Origin of the sequence: Fictibacillus sp. S7, from assembly GCF_004127935.1 — a bacterium.
Lineage (GTDB): Bacteria > Bacillota > Bacilli > Bacillales > Fictibacillaceae > Fictibacillus_C > Fictibacillus_C enclensis.
Window position 1 is genome coordinate 4623798 of the sequence record NZ_QJKL01000001.1, and the last position, 22340, is coordinate 4646137.

At 44.3% G+C, this 22340-nt stretch carries 23 protein-coding genes, 2 pseudogenes, 1 riboswitch and 1 other annotated feature; of the genes and pseudogenes, 11 read left to right on the top strand and 14 right to left on the bottom strand.

Annotated features, from left to right (window positions below; all coding sequences use genetic code 11):
- Positions 1-185: 185 nt before the first annotated feature.
- The 3 genes and pseudogenes from DMO16_RS23490 to DMO16_RS23495 form a co-directional block, all read right to left on the bottom strand.
- On the bottom strand, positions 186-2159 hold the full coding sequence (locus DMO16_RS23490; protein WP_129480217.1) for a CDP-glycerol glycerophosphotransferase family protein: 1974 nt from the start codon (positions 2157-2159) through the stop codon (positions 186-188).
- A gap of 60 nt (positions 2160-2219) precedes the next feature.
- Positions 2220-2453 (bottom strand): cyclic-phosphate processing receiver domain-containing protein, encoded by a 234-nt coding sequence (locus tag DMO16_RS25090; RefSeq protein WP_347232856.1) that lies wholly within the window; start codon positions 2451-2453, stop codon positions 2220-2222.
- Between the two features lie 292 nt (positions 2454-2745).
- Positions 2746-3282 (bottom strand): annotated as a pseudogene (locus tag DMO16_RS23495) (ABC transporter substrate-binding protein); the annotation flags it as partial.
- A 146-nt stretch (positions 3283-3428) separates the two neighbouring features.
- Here DMO16_RS23495 and DMO16_RS23500 point away from each other — a divergent pair.
- On the top strand, positions 3429-4232 hold the full coding sequence (locus DMO16_RS23500; protein WP_129480487.1) for an alpha/beta hydrolase family protein: 804 nt from the start codon (positions 3429-3431) through the stop codon (positions 4230-4232).
- On the opposite strand, the gene DMO16_RS23505 is transcribed toward DMO16_RS23500, so the two are convergent.
- Positions 4221-4475 carry a hypothetical protein gene (locus DMO16_RS23505; protein ID WP_164989029.1) on the bottom strand — a complete coding sequence of 85 codons (255 nt, stop codon included), beginning with the start codon at positions 4473-4475 and terminating at the stop codon, positions 4221-4223. The genes DMO16_RS23500 and DMO16_RS23505 overlap by 12 nt on opposite strands.
- 90 nt (positions 4476-4565) lie before the next feature.
- Positions 4566-6149 carry a phosphoenolpyruvate carboxykinase (ATP) gene (gene pckA, locus DMO16_RS23510; protein WP_129480219.1) on the bottom strand — a complete coding sequence of 528 codons (1584 nt, stop codon included), beginning with the start codon at positions 6147-6149 and terminating at the stop codon, positions 4566-4568.
- 271 nt (positions 6150-6420) lie between these two features.
- A riboswitch (SAM riboswitch) is annotated at positions 6421-6539 on the top strand.
- 180 nt (positions 6540-6719) lie between these two features.
- Here pckA and metK point away from each other — a divergent pair.
- On the top strand, positions 6720-7919 hold the full coding sequence (metK, locus tag DMO16_RS23515) for a methionine adenosyltransferase (RefSeq protein WP_061972422.1): 1200 nt from the start codon (positions 6720-6722) through the stop codon (positions 7917-7919).
- Positions 7920-7965: 46 nt separating this feature from the next.
- Here the strand turns inward: metK and DMO16_RS24515 are convergent, their stop codons facing one another.
- The 5 genes from DMO16_RS24515 to DMO16_RS23535 form a co-directional block, all read right to left on the bottom strand.
- Positions 7966-8118 (bottom strand): hypothetical protein, encoded by a 153-nt coding sequence (locus DMO16_RS24515; RefSeq protein ID WP_156412585.1) that lies wholly within the window; start codon positions 8116-8118, stop codon positions 7966-7968.
- Positions 8119-8135: 17 nt separating this feature from the next.
- Complete coding sequence (locus DMO16_RS23520) at positions 8136-8687, bottom strand: phosphatase PAP2 family protein (protein ID WP_061972423.1); 552 nt, start codon at positions 8685-8687, stop codon at positions 8136-8138.
- A gap of 131 nt (positions 8688-8818) precedes the next feature.
- Positions 8819-9388, bottom strand: a complete 570-nt coding sequence (locus DMO16_RS23525) for a manganese catalase family protein (protein WP_090235081.1) — start codon at positions 9386-9388, stop codon at positions 8819-8821.
- 24 nt (positions 9389-9412) lie between these two features.
- Entirely contained in the window at positions 9413-9676 is a 264-nt protein-coding gene (locus tag DMO16_RS23530; protein ID WP_061973006.1) for a spore coat protein CotJB, read from the bottom strand.
- A gap of 5 nt (positions 9677-9681) precedes the next feature.
- Positions 9682-9894, bottom strand: a complete 213-nt coding sequence (locus DMO16_RS23535) for a spore coat associated protein CotJA (RefSeq protein ID WP_420889651.1) — start codon at positions 9892-9894, stop codon at positions 9682-9684.
- Positions 9895-10076: 182 nt separating this feature from the next.
- On the opposite strand from DMO16_RS23535, the gene DMO16_RS23540 reads away from it, so the two are divergent.
- Positions 10077-10478 (top strand): VOC family protein, encoded by a 402-nt coding sequence (locus tag DMO16_RS23540; RefSeq protein ID WP_061973011.1) that lies wholly within the window; start codon positions 10077-10079, stop codon positions 10476-10478.
- Here the strand turns inward: DMO16_RS23540 and DMO16_RS23545 are convergent.
- Complete coding sequence (locus DMO16_RS23545) at positions 10451-10969, bottom strand: gamma carbonic anhydrase family protein (protein WP_061972425.1); 519 nt, start codon at positions 10967-10969, stop codon at positions 10451-10453. The genes DMO16_RS23540 and DMO16_RS23545 overlap by 28 nt on opposite strands.
- 103 nt (positions 10970-11072) lie before the next feature.
- On the opposite strand from DMO16_RS23545, the gene DMO16_RS23550 reads away from it, so the two are divergent.
- The gene (locus DMO16_RS23550) at positions 11073-11852 is read left to right on the top strand and encodes an alpha/beta hydrolase (protein WP_129480220.1); all 780 of its coding nucleotides are present in this window, start codon (positions 11073-11075) and stop codon (positions 11850-11852) included.
- A 32-nt stretch (positions 11853-11884) separates the two neighbouring features.
- Complete coding sequence (locus DMO16_RS23555; RefSeq protein ID WP_129480221.1) at positions 11885-12949, top strand: tetraprenyl-beta-curcumene synthase family protein; 1065 nt, start codon at positions 11885-11887, stop codon at positions 12947-12949.
- Positions 12950-12983: 34 nt separating this feature from the next.
- Here the strand turns inward: DMO16_RS23555 and DMO16_RS23560 are convergent, their stop codons facing one another.
- Positions 12984-13556 (bottom strand): tRNA (mnm(5)s(2)U34)-methyltransferase, encoded by a 573-nt coding sequence (locus DMO16_RS23560; protein ID WP_129480222.1) that lies wholly within the window; start codon positions 13554-13556, stop codon positions 12984-12986.
- Entirely contained in the window at positions 13553-14515 is a 963-nt protein-coding gene (locus tag DMO16_RS23565; protein WP_129480223.1) for a TIGR01212 family radical SAM protein, read from the bottom strand. Before DMO16_RS23565 ends, DMO16_RS23560 begins: the two co-directional genes overlap by 4 nt.
- Positions 14516-14730: 215 nt before the next feature.
- On the opposite strand from DMO16_RS23565, the pseudogene DMO16_RS23570 reads away from it, so the two are divergent.
- From DMO16_RS23570 to DMO16_RS23590, 5 genes and pseudogenes are all read left to right on the top strand, one after another.
- Positions 14731-14961 (top strand): annotated as a pseudogene (locus tag DMO16_RS23570) (MFS transporter); the annotation flags it as partial.
- Positions 14962-15053: 92 nt separating this feature from the next.
- Positions 15054-15731 (top strand): site-2 protease family protein, encoded by a 678-nt coding sequence (locus DMO16_RS23575; protein WP_061972430.1) that lies wholly within the window; start codon positions 15054-15056, stop codon positions 15729-15731.
- Positions 15732-15800: 69 nt separating this feature from the next.
- Positions 15801-16034: a binding site (T-box leader), on the top strand.
- 82 nt (positions 16035-16116) lie between these two features.
- The gene (gene leuS, locus DMO16_RS23580) at positions 16117-18534 is read left to right on the top strand and encodes a leucine--tRNA ligase (RefSeq protein ID WP_129480225.1); all 2418 of its coding nucleotides are present in this window, start codon (positions 16117-16119) and stop codon (positions 18532-18534) included.
- A 21-nt stretch (positions 18535-18555) separates the two neighbouring features.
- Complete coding sequence (locus DMO16_RS23585; protein ID WP_061972432.1) at positions 18556-18864, top strand: rhodanese-like domain-containing protein; 309 nt, start codon at positions 18556-18558, stop codon at positions 18862-18864.
- Between the two features lie 128 nt (positions 18865-18992).
- Entirely contained in the window at positions 18993-19184 is a 192-nt protein-coding gene (locus DMO16_RS23590) for a sporulation protein Cse60 (protein WP_129480226.1), read from the top strand.
- Between the two features lie 52 nt (positions 19185-19236).
- Here the strand turns inward: DMO16_RS23590 and DMO16_RS23595 are convergent, their stop codons facing one another.
- A complete protein-coding gene (locus tag DMO16_RS23595; protein ID WP_061973014.1) occupies positions 19237-20493 on the bottom strand; it encodes an NAD(P)/FAD-dependent oxidoreductase in 1257 nt (418 codons plus the stop codon).
- Positions 20494-20696: 203 nt separating this feature from the next.
- On the opposite strand from DMO16_RS23595, the gene DMO16_RS23600 reads away from it, so the two are divergent.
- Positions 20697-22325 carry a putative polysaccharide biosynthesis protein gene (locus DMO16_RS23600; RefSeq protein WP_061972434.1) on the top strand — a complete coding sequence of 543 codons (1629 nt, stop codon included), beginning with the start codon at positions 20697-20699 and terminating at the stop codon, positions 22323-22325.
- Positions 22326-22340: the final 15 nt, after the last annotated feature.

The window sequence follows — 22340 nt, forward strand, 5'->3', positions numbered from 1 at the left end:
TGTACGATTATTTTAAAGGATATGGAAGATATCATTTGAAACAGGAACAAGGTAAAGTATAGAAACATTTCTTCCAATGGAAAGTTTCGATTTCCTGTATTCGAAGAGTGGATTGTATAATTATATTATTTATTTTTATATTAAAGATTGTATCTGTGCAGAATCATCCACACAGATACTTTTTATTATGCTAATGACTGAGCTGATTCGTGAATAACCACTTCTTCAACAGGCCTTCCAGTAATCTTACTTACTGCTTTATAAGTTTCAAGTGTATTGTTTCCTTGAGTACATTCGACCATTACATCATACTTCTTAATGTGCTTTGATTGTTGTGGTCGTTTGTAGTTGTTCTGAATCACTTTATCAAGATTCTTGAAATCATACACAATGTCTCCAAATGAATTATATTCCTGAAGAATGTTAGGAGCACCATATTCTACTTCTGCCTTTTCTTTATCTTCCCAATAGAACACAACATTTGTTCCACCAGCAAAGGCCATATACGTTACAGATGAGTAATCAGAAATCAATACTTTAGAGTTAAGCAACGCTTCCTTAATGTCACCATCATAGAAACTTTCCTTGTTCTTATCATAAATATCCTGAAACTGTGTCTCAAGAATATTCTTTGCTTTCGGGTGTAATACTACATTTACCTTCTTATCTTGATAAAAAGGCTCTCGTTTAATCGTCTCAATGAAACTTAAATAACGGTCAATGTAGCTACCTTCAGTTACTTGACCTGTTAAATCCCAAGGTCTCCATGTAAGCAAGAATGTAATTTCATCCTTCTTTTGTTTCCTTGAATCAACATACAAGTCCAGGTTAGGCAATCCAGTAAGAATCATATCTTGCTCTTCATAGTTGGATTTACGTGTAAACAATCTCTTCTCATACTCTGAATTAACAACAATGTAATCAGGTGAAATAGGAACTTTCTTGTTGTAGTATCCTCTTTCAAACAAGTCAGTCGCTAAAGAAACTCCATGCTGCAAGAAAATCTTATTATCATTCTCAAGTATTTTCTTTTTCAACAGTGAATCATTATCATATAATCTTCTCTGAATATGTGTAACCAGGTCAGATGAAATGAAACTGTTCGCAAGGAAAACATGATAAAATGCTTTGATACTATTCTTAGCAAAAAGGTTGTTCGGGTAGTATTCCTTCAGTGAATTGTATTGTGGGTTATCCTTGTCGAGTATGTAAATACTCTTTTCATTCTGTGTAACAGCATGTTTGAATAACTCAAATCCTGATTCTGAAGCTCCCTGGGCAAACTTCTCAAAGTAAATGTCATACACTTCTTGGTTTCGTCTGAACCGACTTGCTACGTATGCAATTTTCTCTTTCAGTGGGATCAATTTATTAAGAATGGATGATACAACAAGCACATACTGACCGCTTATTGATTTTCTTACATACATCTCTACATCTGTTCCCCATACTCTAATTGACCGAGTATTGTATACGAAATGATGTTTTCCTGCTTTGCTGCTGGATCTAAATTTGAAGGTGTAATAATAGTTCCCATGCTCATTAACAACTTTAACGAACATTGGTACATTGATTTCACTTGATTCAAGGTAATGCTTATAGATTTCTTTAAGTGGAATAAGAACGAAATACGCATGAACCAGGAGTGACAACTTACCCGTTCTCATTGCAAATTTACTTCTAATGCTCTTTGGAAATATGAATCGTATTCTATAATTACAAGTTTTCTTGTAACCTAATGATAACTGTGTGTCTTTGAAATCATAATCTCTGAATCTCATAACTCCAAAGAACACCAATGAGGAAAATATCATCATTGCAAATGTTAAAAACATCGGCAATTTTTCAACTTTATCTGCGATTTGGCTGTGTGTAAGTCGAGGATGAGGCTTACTTCTAACAAATGAAACATTGTTTCTTGCGTCACAATAGAAGATGATTTCGTCATTACCATACGGAACTACATCAATTACTTCCATCGGCTCATGGTCATATGTCTTAGCTTTACTTGCCCCATGATCTTTATACAAATAATACTTCTTGTTATGCTTCTTTTTTACCAAACTTCTCTTACCGTTGAAGTCACAAAAATCACCTGTAAGTAAGTTATTCTCTATAAATATGACTTCAGACGGATTTTCTAAAGGCTTAACCCCCATAAAACCCCTCCCAATTGTCGAAAAAGCACTTTTTTAATCATACTATTTACCCGATAATTGTCAATAGATGAAGGGATGGTAAATCTTATCTGCTCTCAATCTTTCTTCACAAATTGTTTTAACTAAGTCATAGCCATTCGGTAACAAGTTTCCATTTTCATATTCACCTAAATCATGATCTAGGGAAAGAATACCTACCTTATTGTTCCGTAGGTATGCTAATGCTTCTTCATATGTTCTTGCTATTGAGTATCCATCTGGACAGTCTCTAAGGTTATCTACATATAGGTTCATTATTCACCGCCATTTCTCCACATAATGAAGTTTTATCGAACTGGTTTTACTGTTACCGTTGCGCCATCAAAGTGAACTTTAATCAGTAATTGGAACGATGATTAGTGTGGTATAATCAGGTGATTCTCTCCAGCTTTGAATAGATGCTTTAAATCCTTACCTAAGAGAATAGACGATTTACCACCACCATTTATATTAACCTTCAAAAAATAAAGAAAATCTAATCTTAAAAGGAAATCGTCTGATTTCCTTTTATTTGTTGGAGTTACATGTAGTCTGTAAAGTATCTAATCGCGAAGGCGTTTGGAATGTTGGCATAGTCGATGTTCTGGATCAGCTTCATGTCTTTATGAGGATCAATTCCGTGCTTCTTCAAGCTGAACTCACCTGCCATCTGTGGCATTCCGCCTTTGCGCTGTCCGAGGAAGGTGCTGCCTTTGAGCTGATTCCAGGAAAAATAATCCGGCTTTTTTCGGGCTACTAGGAAGGTTCCATCCGTTTGGGTAAGCTGTGCAAAGTTAATGACAGGATCGCTCGTTCCCTGGGCACCTACATAAATGGACGTTTCAGAGCCGACTAGGGCAATATCTGCTCCGTTGGACAAAAGCGTCGTCATGGTTTTATCTCCGCCCCATGTGGTCTTTAAGTCCACATCAATGCCCTCGTCTTTAAAGAAGCCTTTTTCAATCGCAACATATTGGGGTGCATAGAAAATGGACCGGGTTACTTCAGCCACCCGAACCTTATCACGCTTTTGTTTTTCCGAGGTATCGGAAGAACATGCCGACAACAGCAGGCATGCCGTCAAGATCAGTGAAAAGAAAAGCATAAGCTGGGCTTTTATACGTTTCAAATCGTTAGCCTCCTTTATATTCGAATGAAGGATAAAGTTTCATGTAATACTTTATATGTGAATGGTAAAATTGTGTGTTGGCCTAAATAAGAAAAGGGGGAATTTATGTGCTGGACAGCAGCCTGATCACTCATGCCCAACGGTATCCTTCTCCACATCCACAGATTACGTTATTCAGAATCTCTTATAAGAGTGAAGGGTTGACCGTAAAAGGGCTTCTGGCCATTCCCAAGAACAGCGGGAAAGACATGCTGCCTGGATTTTTGTATTTGCGGGGCGGCATAAAAAAAGTGGGAATGGTACGGGTTCCGCGGATTATTCAGCTTGCTTCCCAGGGATTTGTTGTGATAGCTCCTTTTTATCGTGGAAATGAAGGGGGAGAGGGCAGAGAAGACTTTTGCGGAGAAGACCGGCAGGATGCGTTCCATGCCTTTGAAGTTCTTCGTTCTTTATCCATCGTTGATCATGATCAGCTTCATATTTTTGGATTCTCCCGTGGCGGGCCGATGGCCTTCTTTACGGCACTGAAGTATCCAGAAGCACGTTCTGTAGTCATTTGGGGAGGGGTTTCAGACATGGCCCTGACCTATGAAGAGCGGGTAGATTTGAGAAAAATGATGAAGCGTGTCATCGGGGGAACACCATCGAAAGTTCCGGAAGGCTACAGGACAAGATCGCCTGTTCATTATTGTGAAGGACTTACTGTCCCGCTTCTTTTGATACATGGCTGCAAGGATGAGAATGTCAGCATTACACATTCGTTAGTGTTAAAAGAATGCCTGGATCCGAAGGGAATGGTGGAAACCTGGTTTTATCCCCAGTATACCCACCACTTCCCGCCCCAGGAAAACAGGAAGATTACCTTTGCATTTTGTGAGTGGATGAAAACCCGAAATAAAGAAAAGCCGGAGCTGTCACCGTTGTGACAAATCCGGCTCTTTTACGTTCAGCATGGATTTCATGCTATTTTCAAAAAGGTCGATCTGCTTGCCTGTTTGCATAAATCCGTGAGTCAGAGTAATCGCAGAAATCGCAATCCCGTCCAGAAAGCTAATCATGAACCGGCTCATGTCATCGATGGATACAACAGGATCAAATTCACCGTTTTCGATACCTTTATGAATCAAGGATGAAAAAATTCCGGCTGCTTGCTCATACCGGTTTTCGATATATAAGCGACAAAGGTGTCGTTTGCAACATTTTTTTGGAAAATAAAAACCGCTCCCTTAAAGGAAGCGGTACAATTGGATATATTCTTATTAGACGAGCGGGCCTGCACCTTTAATTTCAGCAGGAACATTATTGAACTTTGAAAAATTATCATTGAACTGAGCAGCAAGCTCTTTGGCTTTCAGGTCATATTCTTCCGGGGTGCTCCATGTTTTCTTTGGCTGGAGCACCTGATCAGGAACACCTGGGCAGTGAATCGGGATGTTTAATCCAAAGATCGGGTCGGTTACTGTTTCCACAGATTTTAACTCACCCTGAAGCGCTGCCTGGACCATGGCTCTTGTATAGGAAAGGTTCATGCGCTTACCTGCGCCGTATGCCCCTCCGGACCAGCCGGTGTTCACAAGGTAAACTTCTACTTCATGGTGATCGATTTTTTCGCCGAGCATTTCTGCATAAACCGTTGCCTCAAGCGGCAGGAATGGAGCACCAAAGCAAGTGGAGAAGGTGGCCTGAGGAGACGTAATTCCACGCTCTGTGCCAGCAAGCTTACTTGTGTACCCGGACAGGAAGTGGTACATTGCCTGTTCCTTCGTCAGTTTGCTGATCGGAGGCAATACTCCGAATGCATCAGCTGTCAGAAATATGATGGTGTTCGGGTGTCCGGCAACACTTGGCTGTATGATGTTTGGAATCGCCTGAATCGGATAAGCTGCTCTTGTATTTTCGGTCAATGAGCCGTCATCATAGTTTCCTTCACGTGTCAAATCATCCAGGACGACGTTTTCGAGAACGCTTCCAAATCGGATAGCATCCCAGATTTGCGGCTCTTTTTCCTGAGAGAGGTTGATGGTTTTGGCATAGCATCCGCCTTCGATATTAAAGACGCCTGTATTGGCCCAGCCGTGTTCATCATCTCCGATCAGCGAGCGGTGAGGATCAGCGGAAAGAGTCGTTTTACCGGTTCCGGATAAGCCGAAGAAAAGGGCGACATCGCCTTCCTGTCCGACATTTGCCGAGCAGTGCATGGAAAGTATCCCTTTTTCGGGAAGGATATAGTTCATAACTGAAAAGATCGATTTTTTGATTTCACCGGCATATTCTGTGCCGCCGATCAAAACAATCCTTCTCTCAAATGATATAATAATGAAAGTTTCTGAATTTGTGCCGTCTACCTCAGGATCAGCCTGGAACCCGGGAGCGGAGACCACGGTAAATTCCGCATCCAGTCCCTTTAGCTCTTGAGCTGTAGGGCGGATAAACATTTGCCGGGCGAACAGATTATGCCAGGCGAATTCGTTCACGACCTGAATGGGTAGGCGATAAGCATGATCAGCGCCAGCAAAGCCTTTAAACACAAAAAGTTCTTCTTGCTGGCCTAAGTAATGAAGTACTTTTTTGTAAAGCTTATCAAACTTTTCTTCATTAAAAGGCTTATTGATTTTGCCCCAGTCTATTTTTCCGCTTGAACTGGCTTCGTCCACGAAAAACTTGTCTTCTGGAGAGCGTCCAGTGTATTTTCCAGTTGTGGCTCTGAGAGCACCTGTCGAAGATAAAATCGCTTCGTTGCGGAGCAGTGCTTTTTCAACAAGCATAGGTACTGGGAGATTTTCATGAGTAGCTGCGCTGTTTAGAATATCATCTAAAGTCGTCGTTGAATCAACCGTATTCATGTTCGCAAAACCGTCCTTTTAAAGAATATATTAATCACCGTCAACATGACTAAATTTGAAATTAGTATAGCACATTAAAATAAATAATGTATACTATTTTATTTAACATTTTACGATTTGGTTCGAAAATCAGGCATTATCCTCTGATCAGCACTGGCAAACATTATTATCAGACATAGTGACGCTGAAAATTTCTATCTGGATGAGGGAGGGATGCCATTTCAAGTTGACAGGTTTGTCGAACTGCGCTATTATATTTCGGGAACGGCTACTCTTATTCCGAGTAGGTGGAGGGACAGGCCCTATGAAACCCAGCAACCGACACTTCGTGCCAAAAAATGAAGTGAAAAGGTGCTAACCTGCAAGGTGAACAAGCCTTGAAAATAAGAGGTGAAGGCGTAGATATAAGACCTTTTCCCTCGTGTATGATGATTTAGGGAAAGGCTTTTTTTATGTCTCAAAATGGTTTGAACCTGAATATTTTACAAAAACAAAGTATCCATATAGGAATGAGTACCGTATCTTATAAAAATATTGCTCTATGCGTTAAATAGAGAAGGAGGATCTCAATTGTCTAAAAGTCGTCGTCTTTTTACATCTGAATCAGTTACAGAAGGGCATCCGGACAAAATTTGTGACCAAATTTCCGATGCGATCCTGGATGAAATCCTGGCTAACGATCCAAATGCCCGTGTAGCTTGTGAAACTTCCGTAACAACCGGACTTGTGCTGGTTGCAGGGGAAATTACTACATCCACATATGTTGATATTCCGAAAGTGGTTCGGGAAACCATCAAAGAAATCGGTTACGACCGCGCGAAATATGGTTTTGACTCCGAAACGTGTGCGGTTCTGACATCCATCGATGAGCAGTCTGCTGATATCGCGATGGGGGTTGACCAGGCGCTTGAAGCTCGTGAAGGTTCGATGACGGATGAAGAAATTGAAGCAATCGGTGCTGGTGACCAGGGTCTTATGTTTGGCTATGCCAACAACGAAACACCTGAACTCATGCCGCTTCCGATTTCATTGGCACATCGCTTGTCCCGCCGACTGGCTGAAGTGCGCAAAACGGAAGAAGTGCCTTACCTTCGTCCAGATGGTAAAACTCAAGTAACGGTTGAATATGATGAGGATGACAAGCCGGTTCGTATTGATACGATTGTCATTTCAACTCAGCATCACCCTGAAATTTCACTTGAACAAATTCAGGCGGATATTAAAGAACAAGTAATCAAGCCTGTTGTACCTGCAGAATTGATTGACGAAAATACAAAGTACTTCATCAACCCGACAGGCCGTTTTGTAATTGGCGGACCACAAGGGGACGCCGGTTTGACTGGCCGTAAGATTATTGTTGATACGTATGGCGGATATGCCCGTCACGGTGGCGGAGCATTCTCCGGGAAAGACGCGACCAAAGTAGACCGTTCTGCAGCATATGCAGCACGTTATGTTGCGAAAAACATTGTTGCATCCGGTCTTGCTGACAAAGTTGAAGTTCAGCTTGCCTACGCTATTGGTGTAGCTCAGCCTGTATCCATTGCTGTAAACACGTTTGAAACAGGAAAAGTTTCTGAAGAGGTATTGGTTGATCTTGTGCGCAAGAACTTTGACCTTCGCCCGGCAGGAATCATCAAAATGCTCGATCTTCGCCGTCCGATTTACAAGCAGACAGCTGCTTATGGACATTTCGGCCGTACAGACGTTGAGCTTCCTTGGGAAAAAACAGATAAAGCAGAAGCACTTAAAGAACAAGCAAACGCATAATAAAAAAGCCGGTCTTCCATTGGGATTCCCACTGGAAGGGCCGGCTTTATTTTTTGAGCGGCAGATCAGGAGGCTTATGCTCCAGGGATTTTATGAATACAGGAAATTTGAGGATTGTTGGCAGATTGAATCCTGACTGGAAAGTGGGATTTATTTCTTTTACAATCATCAAATCGTGTTCCTGTAGCGCTTTTTTCATGTAACCCCTCCTGAACATTATAAATGGTTGGTAACGAGATAAGAATTAACCAAGAAAACGGAAAAGATTCCTGAACTGATTCCCAGCATCATGCCTGCGAGGACATCTGTGGGATAATGCAAGCCAAGGTACATCCGGGAGATTCCGACAGAGAAGCCCAGCGGAACAAGAATCCAGAGCAGACCGGGGTGGATCAGGGACAACGGGATAATGACGGAGAAGACCGCTGTTGTATGCCCGGACGGAAAGGAATGGTCTTTCAGCGGATGACTGAAGGTTTTTGTACCCGGTATCATGAGGTATGGGCGCTTGCGGGGATAGCATTTCTTGGAGATGGCCACAGGGATATGGCTGAGTACGAGAGACAGGAAACCTGCGGCAGCAAATATTCTTGCATTATCAGGTGCAAAGAGCAGTACGAGAAGAGTGGTAATGATCGTGGCAGTTGCACCTCCAAAGTGGGTAATGGCGTTAAAGTACTTGTCCAACAAACGATGCTGCAGCCTGCTGTTTACCCATTTGAATAACCTGCATTCTTTTTCATAAATCCACCCGGTCACTCTCGCCATAAACATCCTCCTGTCTTAATGCTGATTTCTCCTTAAGCATACAAGTGGATGTTTGTCCCGATTTTAAGGAAGTATGAAGAGTTTGTAAAAATAAAAAACCACTGATGAATCAGCGGTTTTAAGAAAGACTGTCAAAAAACGGTTTTTCGGTCGCGTTCTTCTTTCAGAATTTCCACAGCCTCCCGGAACCTCATGGAATGGATAATTTCACGTTCCCTCAAGAAACGGAGACCGTCATTGAGATCCGGATCGTCCGACATGTCAATCAGCCACTGATAGGTGGCGCGTGCCTTTTCTTCAGCTGCTATGTCTTCATAAAGGTCTGCAATCGGATCTCCTTTGGCCTGAATGTAAGAGGCGGTCCATGGAACACCTGCTGCATTATGATAAAAAAGAGCACTGTCATGGTTCGCATAATGGGCATCCAGTCCGGCGTCACGCATCTGTTGAGGCGTGGCGTCTTTGGTAAGTTTTACAACCATTGTGGCAATCATTTCAAGGTGAGCAAATTCTTCTGTGCCTATATCGGTCAACAGCCCGATGACCTTATCGGGAATGCTGTACCGCTGATTCAAGTAACGCAGAGCCGCCGCAAGCTCTCCATCGGCTCCGCCGTATTGTTCAATCAAAAATTTAGCGAGTCTCGGATTACAGGTGCTGACTCTAACCGGGTACTGAAGTTTTTTTTCATAAATCCACATGGTCACCCTCCAATAAAATTACATTTACACTTGCCACGGCCAAGGCCCTTTGTTCCAGTCCCATGGTGTACCTGAATAGCTGTTTCCGTACTGCTGCATGGGACCATATTGGGATTCAATGGCTTTTTTCAGTTTTTTTCGCTCCCGTGCATAATGATTAAACTGATTAATGCTTGCGGTGTCATTTGGATGGGTATCAAGGTACAGCGTTAATTCTACCAGAACAAAATCCACAGCCTGCAATTCTTCCAGGAGTCTGTAATAGTCGGCAGGAAGGCTATTTTCCATATGCATTAACTCCTCCGATCATAAGGGTTTTCATAATAATCGTAGAACGCCGGCCAAAGGGTTCCTTTCTGTAATGCTTCCCTTGGGGAAAACTGCGGCAGGTTCGGCGGCTGGAACGTCATATACAGTTGCGGTGGAGTGCGGTAGTACTTTTTGCCGATGGGAGGACAAGGGTCAAACGGACTGTGGTAAGGGGTATAGGATTTTATCGGTTTCAATAATTTCACCTCCAAAAAAAGGGCTCTTACTACTTTATTGAACAAGAGTAGGAAATATGACTTTAAGGTAAACGCGGCTTCTGGGGTTTATCCATTTAAATAGGAAATCATCTTGTGGTATGATTTATCCAGAACATGCAATATGTACGGAAAAAATTTTGGGATGAATGGAAGGGGAAGCCATGTACGAAGGAATCCATCACGTTTCACTAGTGGTAACTGATTTGAAGAAAGCGTTGTATTTTTATGAAGGCATATTGGGGTTCAAAGCAGACAAAGAGCGCCCGCAGTTTGGTTTTCCGGGCGTATGGTACAATTTTGGCGCAACTCAGCTTCATTTGATCGTAAACCCGCAGGGAAAAGCATTAAGAGGAACGGATGACCTGGATAGCAGGGATGGCCATTTTGCCATACGGGTGACCGATATTCCGGGGTTATTGAAAAAACTGGATCACTTCAAGGTGCCATATCATAATAAACCCGAGAATAAGACTCCATGGCACCAGGTATATGTATGTGATCCGGACGGCAACTTAATCGAGTTTAACGGCGATCGTCAATCGGATTCGGAAAGCGACTTGTAATACTGCCCTTTTTCCTGATATTCACGGCGAATGCGGTTCATATCGGCGATGTCGTCAGCATTTAATTCCCGAATCACTTTGGCTGGACGGCCAAACGCCAGGGAATTTGGCGGTATCTTTTTTCCTGGGGGAACGAGGCTGCCGGCTCCGATAAATGCGCCTTCGCCAATTTCAGCACCATCAAGGACCAGTGAGCCCATTCCGATCAGCGCATTTTTCCGGATGAGACTGCTATGTAAAATAACACTGTGTCCAACCGTCACTCCATCTTCAAGGATCAGGGGGCGGTTGGGGCTTTGGTGAAGAACCGAGTTATCCTGAACATTTACGCCATTGCCGATAATCGTGGGGGAAACATCTCCGCGTATGACAGTGTTAAACCAGATGGAACTGTTTTCTCCGATGGTCACATCGCCGGTAATGGTTACATAATCTGCAATATAGGCGCTTTTTGCAATGACTGGATTTTTTCCATTGTAAGGGTAAATCAAACGTATCACATCCTGTTTTCAAATAAAATCGGGTTTTTAAACTGTTTTTAGCTTTTCATTCTATTCTATCAAAGGATAATTATTTCGAGAAGGGGATGCTGTTATGTGGAAGTGGGAAACTAAGGATGTAGTAAAAGGTGCCGTTATCATAGTCCATGGCGCGGGGGAATATCACGGCCGCTATGAATGGCTGATTCAGCAGTTTAACGCCGCAGGCTTTCATGTCTTAATGGGAGACCTTCCCGGACAGGGAACGACCACCCGCCGCCGCGGGCACATTGATTCTTTTGATGAATATATTCTCACGATAGAAGAATGGATTACAGAAGCTGAGCTGTATTCCCTTCCTGTATTCCTTTTTGGCCACAGCATGGGAGGACTTGCCGCTATCCGTGCGGCAACGGAGAGGAACTTTACCTTAAAAGGCATCATTCTTTCATCACCATGCCTGGGGCTTGCGAGTCCACCAAAGAAGGGAATTGAAACACTTTCCAGGGTCCTGAACACAGTGGCTCCTTCCATCAAATTTTCTGCCAATCTGGATCCTGTCAACAAAACAAGAAATGAACAGGTTCTTCGGCGGGATGCTTCTGATCCGCTGCTGGTGGAGAAGGTGTCGGTAAGATGGTACCGTGAGCTTGTAAGCGCCATGAAAAAGGCTCATCAGGAGACGGACCGCTTTCCGAACGTGCCGCTTTTGGTCATACAGGGAGGAGACGACCGGATTGTGGATAAACGTGCGGTCCGCAGCTGGTTTAACCGGCTTGAACTCCATGATAAAATGTATAAAGAATACCCGGGCTTGTATCATGAAGTGCTGAACGAGCCGGAACGGGATGATGTTTTTAAATTTATGAAATCGTATTTAAATCTTTATTTTTGATTTTGGATGATTGCAAGGGGTGGAAAATTGAAATGAGTGTACCGAATCAACCTTGGGCATTAATGTATCGCATCTATCGCAATGTTCTGCCCGATGTAGCACTTTTTTTAGAGAAATGGCGGGAAAAGGCAGAGACCATCCCCAATGACGAACTTAGAAAACAGGCTCTGATGAGCATTGATACAAAGGAATTCCATTGCCAGGGAGGAGCCATACTGGCTCTTCTGGCAGGTGAACAGCGGCAAAAGGTTATTGAATTTGTGGTAGCCTATCAGACAATCAGCGACTATTTGGATAATCTCTGTGACCGAAGCACTTCACTTGATCCCAAGGATTTTGAAGCGCTGCATGAATCAATGATTCATGCGCTGACACCGGGGGCTGAAAGGAAAAATTACTATCGTATGAGAGAAGACCAAAATGATGGGGATTACCTTTGGAGCCTGGTACAAACGTGCCAGCGCATTCTTTCGGAAATTCCGCATTATTCTTCCATCGCGGATTCACTGCTTGATCTCGCACATTATTATTGTGATTTGCAAATACATAAGCATGTGATGATTGAGGAACGGGTACCGAGGCTGCAGGCCTGGTACCGCAGCCACAAGGATTCGCTGCCTGCCATGAGCTGGTACGAATTCTCGGCCTGTACAGGCTCGACTCTAGGTATTTTTTGCCTCGTCTCCTACGCTTCGCAGGAAAGTTTGACTGCTGAACAGGTTCAGGTCATTAAAAACGGCTACTTTCCCTGGGTTCAAGGTTTGCATATTCTGCTCGATTATTTTGTGGATCAGCAGGAAGATGAAGAGGGGGGCGACCTCAATTTTTGCTCGTATTATGAAAACGGAAATCAGCTTCTGGAGCGGTTTGGCCATTTTGTTGAACAGGCCGACCACAGCATTCAGCGGCTGCCGGACAGCAAATTTCACAAACTCATCAACAGAGGACTGCTTGGTATCTATCTTGCCGATCAGAAGGTTGACCGCCACCCTGGGATAAAGAAGGCGGCCGGCAAGATCATGAAGATGGGCGGAGGAATAACCTATTTCTTTTATATGAACCGAAGATTGATGCAGCGACTCAAGCCTTCTGTATAAAAAGAGCGGATACTGCACATGCAGTTTCCGCTCTTTATCTTTTTTCAATCGCCACAATAAAAGGAGGATTGTTTTTTTGATTAATAAATCCATATTGCAGGACATGGGCTTTTTGCTGATCCAACTGACTGGCATACTCTAAAACAGCATCCCGTTCTTTCTTTCCTTGTTCATGGCCGTGGTAGATGACCAGTACGGCGATTCCCCCGGGAGCAAGCAGCTCATAAAGCTGTTCCAGTGCCTCTATTGTGGAATCGCTTTGTGTAACAATCTCTTTATTTCCACCGGGCAAATAGCCGAGATTAAAGATAGCAGCTTTAATCGACCCGTGGTATTCCGCCGGAATGGCAGATGTCATCGTATGGTGGCCGGCGTGAAAAAGGGTTACATTGTCAAATGCCTGTTCTTCCAACAGACGGCGGGTGGTGTTTTGAATCGCCAGTTCCTGAATGTCAAATCCAAACACACGGCCTCTCTTACCGACCAATCGGGAAAGATAAAGCGTATCATTCCCGTTTCCGCATGTGGCATCGATAACAGCACTTCCATCTGACGCAGCGGCTTCGAGCAATGTTCTTGCAAATGGCAATATTCCTTGTAGATTCATAGCGGCCTCACCGTTTCTTCAGAATAATATTTTCCCTGGTAACTGTTTCTTCGTTCAAGTTCGCTTTCGATCGCGTTCAGGACTTTCCATTTATTCATGCTCCACATCGGGCCAATCATTAATTCAGGGGGCCCATCACCCGTAAGGCGGTGTATCATCATTTCGGGGGGGAGAATCTCAAGCTGGTCACATACGAGATTAACGTAGGTATCAAAGTCGAGAAACTGAAGCATTCCCTTATCGTATTGCTTGACCATCGGCGTTTTTTTTAACAGGTGAAGCAAATGGATCTTGATGCCCTGTACATCCAGCTTGGCTACTTCTCTTGCCGTTTCCATCATCATTTCTGGCGTTTCCAGTGGAAGTCCGTTAATAATATGGGAGCACACCCGAATATTATGTTGACGGAGCTTTTGCACACCTTCTACATAGGTTGGGTAGTCGTGGGCACGGTTGATGAGAAGGGCAGTCCGTTCATGGACCGTTTGAAGACCCAGCTCGACCCACAGGTAGGTTCGTTCATTGAGTTCGGCAAGATATTCAACCACATCGTCAGGCAAACAGTCGGGACGGGTGGCAATGGCCAGTCCGACGACATCCTTTTGCTCCAGGATGGGTTCAAACATTTCCCGCAGTTTTTCCACGGGGGCATAAGTATTGGAAAAAGCCTGAAAATAGCCAAGGTATTTCCCTTTTTTCCATTTTCGGTGCATACGTTCTTTTACCGTATGAAACTGGGTGATCAAATCATCACGACGGTCCCCGGCAAAATCCCCGGATCCGCTCTGCGAGCAGAAGGTACAGCCGCCGTATGCTGCTTTTCCGTCACGATTTGGACAGTCAAAGCCGCCATCAAGAGGGACTTTGATAATTTTTTCATCAAAACGGTTTCGTAGATGGGTATTCCATGTATAAAAACGCTTGTCGCCAAAATGGGCGGGAACGCTTAGGTCTGGCAATTAGATTCACTCCTTAACTTAACGAAAATGCTCACTATCGCACTATATGCCATTTTAGCATGGGAGAGTCCATTCTCCAACATTCGGTGAGAGGGGAGGAGGAGGCAGGTTTACAATTGTCAGCACGCAGAAAAAGCACTACAATACTTAGGGGTATTCTTTTGCTGAAATGGGGGGCAAGGTATGCCAAAGTCCTTTGGCTGCTGATTATCGGCATGGTCCTGAATGAACAGGATCAACTTTTTTGTGGCAGGTGAATACGATTTACATACATGGCATCTCGGAAAGTCGCTGACTGCTGCGGGAATTGTGCTCATGATCAATTCGGGCGCCGTGGTGCTGGGCAATCTGGCTGGCGGCCTGTTGTTTGACAGGCTTGGTGGTTACCGGGCCATTCTTGCCGGAGTTCGATCACCCTTCTTGCCCTTGTTCTGTTAGTGTTTTTCTTATTAGCATGGCACTTACGCAATTGTACGACAGAAAGATTGCTGTCCTCGAGCTTTCGCAGAAAAAGATCGTTTGAAATAAGGAGAGTTGAATGGAAAATTTCATGGCTTTTAATTTTCAGGAACTGCCGTTTGTCATCATTTCATTGGTTATTGCATTTACCATTCATGAATTTGCCCACGCATTTACCGCTTATCTATGCGGTGATCCGACAGCAAAGAACCAGGGCCGGCTTACCCTTTCGCCGATTGCCCATCTTGATCCCATCGGCACCATTCTCTTGCTGATTGCCGGCTTTGGATGGGCGAGGCCTGTTCCGGTTGACCGCCGGAACTTCAAGCGCCCTCACTTATATGGCATTCTTGTTTCGATTGCCGGGCCGCTGAGCAATATATTGATCGCTGTTATTGGCATCATTGTTTTTTATTCACTTTTTACAACGGGTGTCGTGGATGGTGTGTCGGAAAAGGGAATTGATTTTATCGACCGGCTGATCAACATGCTTGTCTATTTAAATGTCTTGCTGTTTGTATTTAACTTGCTTCCGGTTCCGCCGCTTGACGGCTATCGCGTTCTCGAGGACCTTGCACCGGATAGAGTCCGGGCGAAAATGATGAAATATGAGCATTTTGGGGTCATCATTTTCCTGGTTCTCGTTTTAACACCGCTCGACCGTTACACCATCTATCCGATTTTCAATACCATCGTGCCTGCTGTCGCCAATACGGTGGATAACTGGATTCGTCCTTTCTTTGAATCTGGTATATAACTAGGAAAATAGGGCTAAGCTACACTTGACAATTTGCTTTGGTATTCATAAAATACAAGTTAAATATGGTAAATTACGATGATAAGGACTAGTAAAAAAGCAGAAGGAAGCAGAGAGTTGACGGATGGTGCAAGTCAACCCCAAACCTTTTTGAACTCGCCTTGTAGTTGCGGAAGTGAACATTTGTAGCTTCTGTCGTGCAACCCGCGTTAAGGGTCCAATGAGAGAGCGTGGCACGTTTGCACGCTAATGTGGGTGGTACCGCGGCAGGTTAATAAGTATACACAACCTTTCGTCCCTGAATGTGTTTTAGGGGCGGAAGGTTTTTTATTTTGTCTTTATTACTTTAAAGGGTGAATGATAGTAACAGGGAGGAAAAGACAGTATGCATTACGATCATCGAAAGATCGAGCCGAAATGGCAGAAATATTGGGAAAACAAAAAAACATTTAAGACCGAAGAGGATTACTCAAAAAAGAAATTTTATGCCCTGGATATGTTTCCTTATCCGTCCGGTGCCGGACTTCACGTTGGCCATCCGGAAGGCTATACAGCCACTGACATCCTTTCACGCATGAAGCGTATGCAGGATTACAATGTACTGCACCCTATGGGGTGGGACGCATTCGGATTGCCGGCCGAGCAGTATGCACTTGATACAGGAAATGATCCGGCTGAGTTCACCGAAAAGAACATAAATACCTTCCGCAGACAGATCAAAGAACTGGGCTTCTCCTATGACTGGGACCGTGAAGTCAACACGACTGATCCGGAGTATTACAAGTGGACCCAATGGATTTTTATCCAGCTGTATAAAAAAGGATTGGCGTATGTTGACGAAGTACCTGTGAACTGGTGTGAGGCGCTGGGGACAGTCCTTGCGAACGAAGAAGTCATCGATGGAAAAAGTGAACGCGGAGGCCATCCGGTTGTCAGGAAACCGATGAGACAGTGGATGCTGAAGATTACAGCCTATGCAGATCGCCTTCTTGAAGATTTGGAAGAGCTGGATTGGCCGGAAAGTCTGAAAGAAATGCAGCGCAACTGGATCGGCCGTTCGGAAGGTGCTGAAGTTCATTTTGACATTGACGGATATGACAAGCAAGTAACCGTGTTTACAACACGTCCGGACACCCTGTTCGGAGCGACCTATCTTGTGCTTGCTCCTGAGCATGCATATGTCAATGAGATTACTACAGAAGCCCAAAAGCAGGCTGTCGAGCAATACAAAAATGAAGTGGCTACTAAGTCTGACCTTGAACGCACCGAGCTTTCCAAGGAAAAAACAGGTGTCTTTACTGGTGCTTATGCGGTCAATCCGGTTAATGGCAAGCGAGTGCCAATCTGGATCGCCGACTATGTGCTGGCGACTTATGGCACGGGTGCCATTATGGCCGTACCGGGACATGACGAGCGCGATCATGAATTTGCGATGAAATTTGAATTGCCGATCATCGAGGTTGTAGAAGGCGGAGATGTGAGCAAAGAAGCTTATGCCGGCGACGGAAAGCATGTGAATTCCGACTTCCTGGACGGCCTTGATAAAGAGGAAGCCATCAATAAAATCAACAGCTGGCTCGAAGAAAATAAAAACGGCGAAAAGAAAATCACGTACCGTTTGCGTGACTGGCTGTTCTCCCGTCAGCGCTATTGGGGTGAGCCGATCCCGATCATTCTGTGGGAAGACGGAACAATGACTCACGTTCCTGAAGAAGAACTTCCTTTGCAACTGCCTGTGGTGGAAGAAATCAAGCCATCAGGTACAGGAGAATCCCCGCTCGCGAACGTATCAGAATGGTTGAATGTAGTGGATCCCGAAACCGGCAAAAAAGGACGCCGCGAAACCAATACAATGCCGCAATGGGCAGGAAGCTGCTGGTACTATTTACGGTACATCGATCCAAAAAACAGCGAAATGATTGCCGATCCTAAGAAAATTCAGCACTGGCTGCCGGTTGATATTTATATCGGCGGTGCAGAACATGCGGTTCTTCACTTGCTCTATGCCCGTTTTTGGCATAAGGTGCTTTATGATCTTGGCATTGTTTCGACAAAAGAGCCGTTTCAGCGGTTGTTCAACCAGGGAATGATTCTTGGCGAGAACAATGAAAAAATGAGCAAATCCAAAGGCAATGTGGTAAACCCGGATGAAATCGTAGCTTCGCACGGTGCAGATACTCTCCGTATGTACGAGATGTTCATGGGACCGCTCGATGCCTCTATCGCATGGAGCACGACGGGGCTTGACGGATCCCGCCGTTTCCTTGACCGTGTGTGGCGCCTGTTTGTCGCAGATAACGGAGAGCTTAATCCTGTAATCACAGATGAGCAGGGAACAGATACCTTTGAGCGGGTTTATCATCAGACCGTGAAAAAAATAACGGAGGACTTTGAGGGACTTCGGTTTAACACTGGTATTTCTCAATTGATGGTGTTCGTGAACGAAGCCAACAAGCAAAAGGTTCTTCCGAAGTACGCGATGGAAGGCTTTGTGAAGCTTCTTTCTCCAATTGCTCCACACATCACGGAAGAGCTTTGGGAAAAGCTTGGCCACAGCGGAACGATTGCCTATGAAGCTTGGCCGGTATGGGATGAAGCCAAATTGGTGGATAAAGAGGTCGAGATTGTAGTACAGATCAACGGTAAAGTAAAAGCTAAGCTCAGCGTACCAGCTGACATTACACGGGAAGACATGGAGCAGGCAGCAATGGACAGTGACGCGGTTCAAAGCAGCATTGAAGGGAAAACAGTCCGCAAAGTCATTGCAGTTCCAGGCAAGCTCGTGAATATCGTTGCCAATTAATCCGCAAAGAGGTGAAATGAATTGACAGAGCATATTGAAACGATTACTCCTGAAGAGGTGAAAGCTAAGCTGAAAAAGGGTGAGGCCATCTCCCTCATTGATGTTCGCGAGGATGCGGAAATCGCTGCGGGAAAGATTCCTGAAGCGAAACACATCAAGATGATGGAGATACCTGATCGATTGGATGAGATAAATCAGGACGAAGAGCATATTATTATCTGCCGTTCCGGGAGTCGAAGTGAGAACGTATCTTACTTCCTTCAGGATCATGGATATAAAGTAAAAAACATGGTCGGCGGCATGCTGGCTTATGAAAGAGATTCCGAATAAATTAAGACCCGGCTGTCAAAATGCGCAGCCGGGTTTTTTTATGGATTGTTTTAAACTGCAAAACTAGTGGGATTTTTACAAAGGATTCGACGAAACCGGGAGGGAATTACTTAGACAGGAGGTGGGGTATGTTAAAGATCAAATTATTTGATGAAGAACATGAAGAAGACCTGGAAGAAGCGGTTAATGCTTTTCTGGAGAATATTCCTGAATCCAAAATCAAAGATGTTAAGTACCAGGTTTCTATCAGTGACAGTCTGAGAACAGAAGAGGAACCGACCATATACTCCTATTCCATCCTGGTAATCTATAGCGAGTAAACAAAAAGGCTGAGAGGCAATTGTTTTCACTTTCCTCTCAGCCTTACTGATTTTATAACACGGCGGCGTTCGTTCCCGCCAGGTGCCCGGTAACAAAAGCAACAGTAATATTGAATCCCCCGGTATACCCGTGAAGGTCGAGTACTTCTCCACAGAAATACAATCCCTTTTTCTTTTTGGAAGCCATACTTTTTGGCTCGATTTCCTTAATCGATACGCCTCCGCCAGTAACAAAGGCTTTTTCAATGGAGAGTGTTCCGTTTACTTCCAATGGAAAACGTTTAAGGAGTGAAGTGAATTTGCGAAGACTTTGCTTGTTCAGATTCTCACCCGTTATCTCAAGCGGTATTTCTGCTTTTTCCAGCAAAAACAAAAGATACCGTTCGGGAACCAACCCTTTTAAGACATTCTTTATGGCCTTTTTCGGATCATTTTTCAATAGGTTGTTTACTTGTTGAAACAGTTTTTCCTCGTTTAGGTCAGGAAAGGCATCAACACTCATCGAAATGGTTTTCGTATTAAATTTTTTGAGAGCTTTTACTACATATTGGCTGGACCTGAGAACAGCGGGTCCTGAAATGCCAAAGTGGGTAAAGATCATATCCCCTTTATGGGATTTGATCAGCTTGCCCTTTGGATTCCAGACAGACAGCTCCGCCTGGCGCAGTGAAAGGCCCTGCAAAGTTTTTGATTTAATAAAAGGTTCAGAAGACGTGATGGGAACCTCAGTCGGATAAAGTTCGGTGATGGTGTGGCCCGCTTTTTTTGCCCAGGCATAGCCATCTCCGGTTGATCCTGTATGCGGTACCGATTTTCCTCCGACGGCAATGATCACTGACTTGGCGGGAATGATGGTGCCGTTTTTCAAAACGATTTCTTTTACCGCCTCTTCGGTATAGTTAATGGTTTCGACGGGAGAGTTGGTCCAGATTTTCACACCGAGGGATTCAATTCTCTGTAACAATGCCGCAACCACATCGCCGGCCTTATTGCTGACAGGAAACATTCTTCCATTGTCTTCTTCTTTTAACGCAATGCCCAGTCCCTCAAAAAAAGAAATGATATTCTCGTTATTAAAGATGGAAAACGCACTGTATAAAAAACGCCCGTTTCCGGGAATGTGTTTAATGATTTCATCAATGGGCAGCCTGTTGGTGACGTTGCACCGTCCTCCGCCTGAAATGGCCAGCTTTCTGCCAAGCTTGTCCCCTTTATCGATGAGCAGCACTTTTCTGCCCTTTGATGCTGCTGCGACTGAGGCCATAAGTCCTGAAGGCCCTCCGCCGATGACAACCACATCATATTTCATTTTTGCACCTGCTTCCTTTTCTGCCTGGCTTTTCAGCCAGGTCTTCAAAACACGATCATTTGATATAAACAAAAAGATACCACAGATTTTATCAAATTAAAAATTCTGTTTCATTTGATTGCTTGTGTTACAATACTAATGTTGTTTTAAGAGAACACATAAAAATTGCCTGGTTGCAGCATTTAATAGTAGGAGATGGATTCATGTCTCGGTTATTGCGAGGAACGTTAATTTTAACAGCAGCAACATTTTTTTCAAAGTTTATCGGAATGCTATACATTATCCCTTTCAATGCGCTTGTCGGCACGAAGGGGCTTGCGTTGTATGGGTATGCCTATAATCCCTATACGGTGCTATTAAGCATCGCAACGATGGGAGTTCCGCTGGCGGTTTCAAAGTTCGTATCGAAGTACAATACGCTCGGTGACTATGAAACCGGAAGAAGATTATTAAAATCGGGACTTTGGATTATGACGGCCACCGGCTGTATCGCTTTTCTTATTCTGTACTTAATGGCTCCCGGCCTGGCTTCAAATATCCTGGGAAAACATGACGGTGTCGGAAATTCGGTCGAGGATATCACGTTTGTCATCCGAATGGTAAGTACCGCCTTGATCTTTGTTCCTTCCATGAGTTTGATCAGGGGATATTTTCAAGGATTTCAATCCATGGGACCTACGGCGGTTTCGCAGGTCATTGAACAGATTGTCCGTATTTTGTTCATTTTGATCGCCAGCTATATTGTCATTAAAGTGATGCATGGTGATTTAACGACCGCTGTCGGACTGGCTACGTTTGCGGCAACTGTCGGTGCAGTCGGCGGTTTGCTTGTTCTGCTCTGGTACTGGAACCGCAGACGGCCGTATCTGAAAAAACTGTATTCAGAATCAAAGGTGGAGTCCACGGTGTCGCTGCCTGCGATCTATAAGGAAATCGTCTCGTATGCCGTTCCATTTGTAGCGGTTGGACTTGCCATTCCGCTTTATAAAAATATTGATCAGTTTACCGTGGTCAGTACATTGCAAAATGCGGGGTACAGCTTAAAAAAAGCAGAAGCCGTGTTTGCGATGGTAACCCAGACTTCCCACCAGCTTGTCATGATTCCGGTGTCGCTTGCCACCGCCTTTGCGCTGACGCTGATCCCGGTGATCACGAAGTCTTATACTGAAGATGACAGAGAAAGCTTGAACAAACAGATCACCCAGTCCTTCCAAATTACCTTGTTCCTGACGGTGCCGGCGGCCATCGGGCTTTCGGTTTTAGCTTATCCGGCGTATGGAACGCTCTTTACCCTGGGGGACATCAAGCTGGGAGGACAGATTCTCGAGTGGTATTCCTTGTCTGGCATCTGGTTTGCCATGTTCACTGTAACAGCAGCCATTATGCAGGGGCTTAACCGCCAAAAATTTGCGCTTTTCAGCATGCTTGTAGGAATACTGTTTAAGTTGTCATTGAACATTCCCCTCGTTCTTTTGTGGCAGGGGATTGGCTCCATCATTGCCACTAATATTGGCTATACGGTTTCGATTTTAATCAACCTGTATGTTATTAAGAAATACGGTGAATTTTCATATAAGTGGGTCATTCGCCGTTCCATCTTGATCCTTGCTTTTGGTTTGGCAATGGCCCTTGTCGTTTACCTCGTAAAAGCGCCGATCGAACACTCTTTTGATGGCGTGTATACAAAAGCAAGAGGCGTAGTGGTGCTCACTGCAGGCATTATTTCGGGAGGACTTGTTTATTTCATCCTCTCTTACCGTTCGGGGCTGATTGGCCTTGTGCTTGGCCAGAGGTTCAAGTTCCTGAAACGAAAAAATCAAAAAGCCACATAAAAAGAAGGTCCTTTG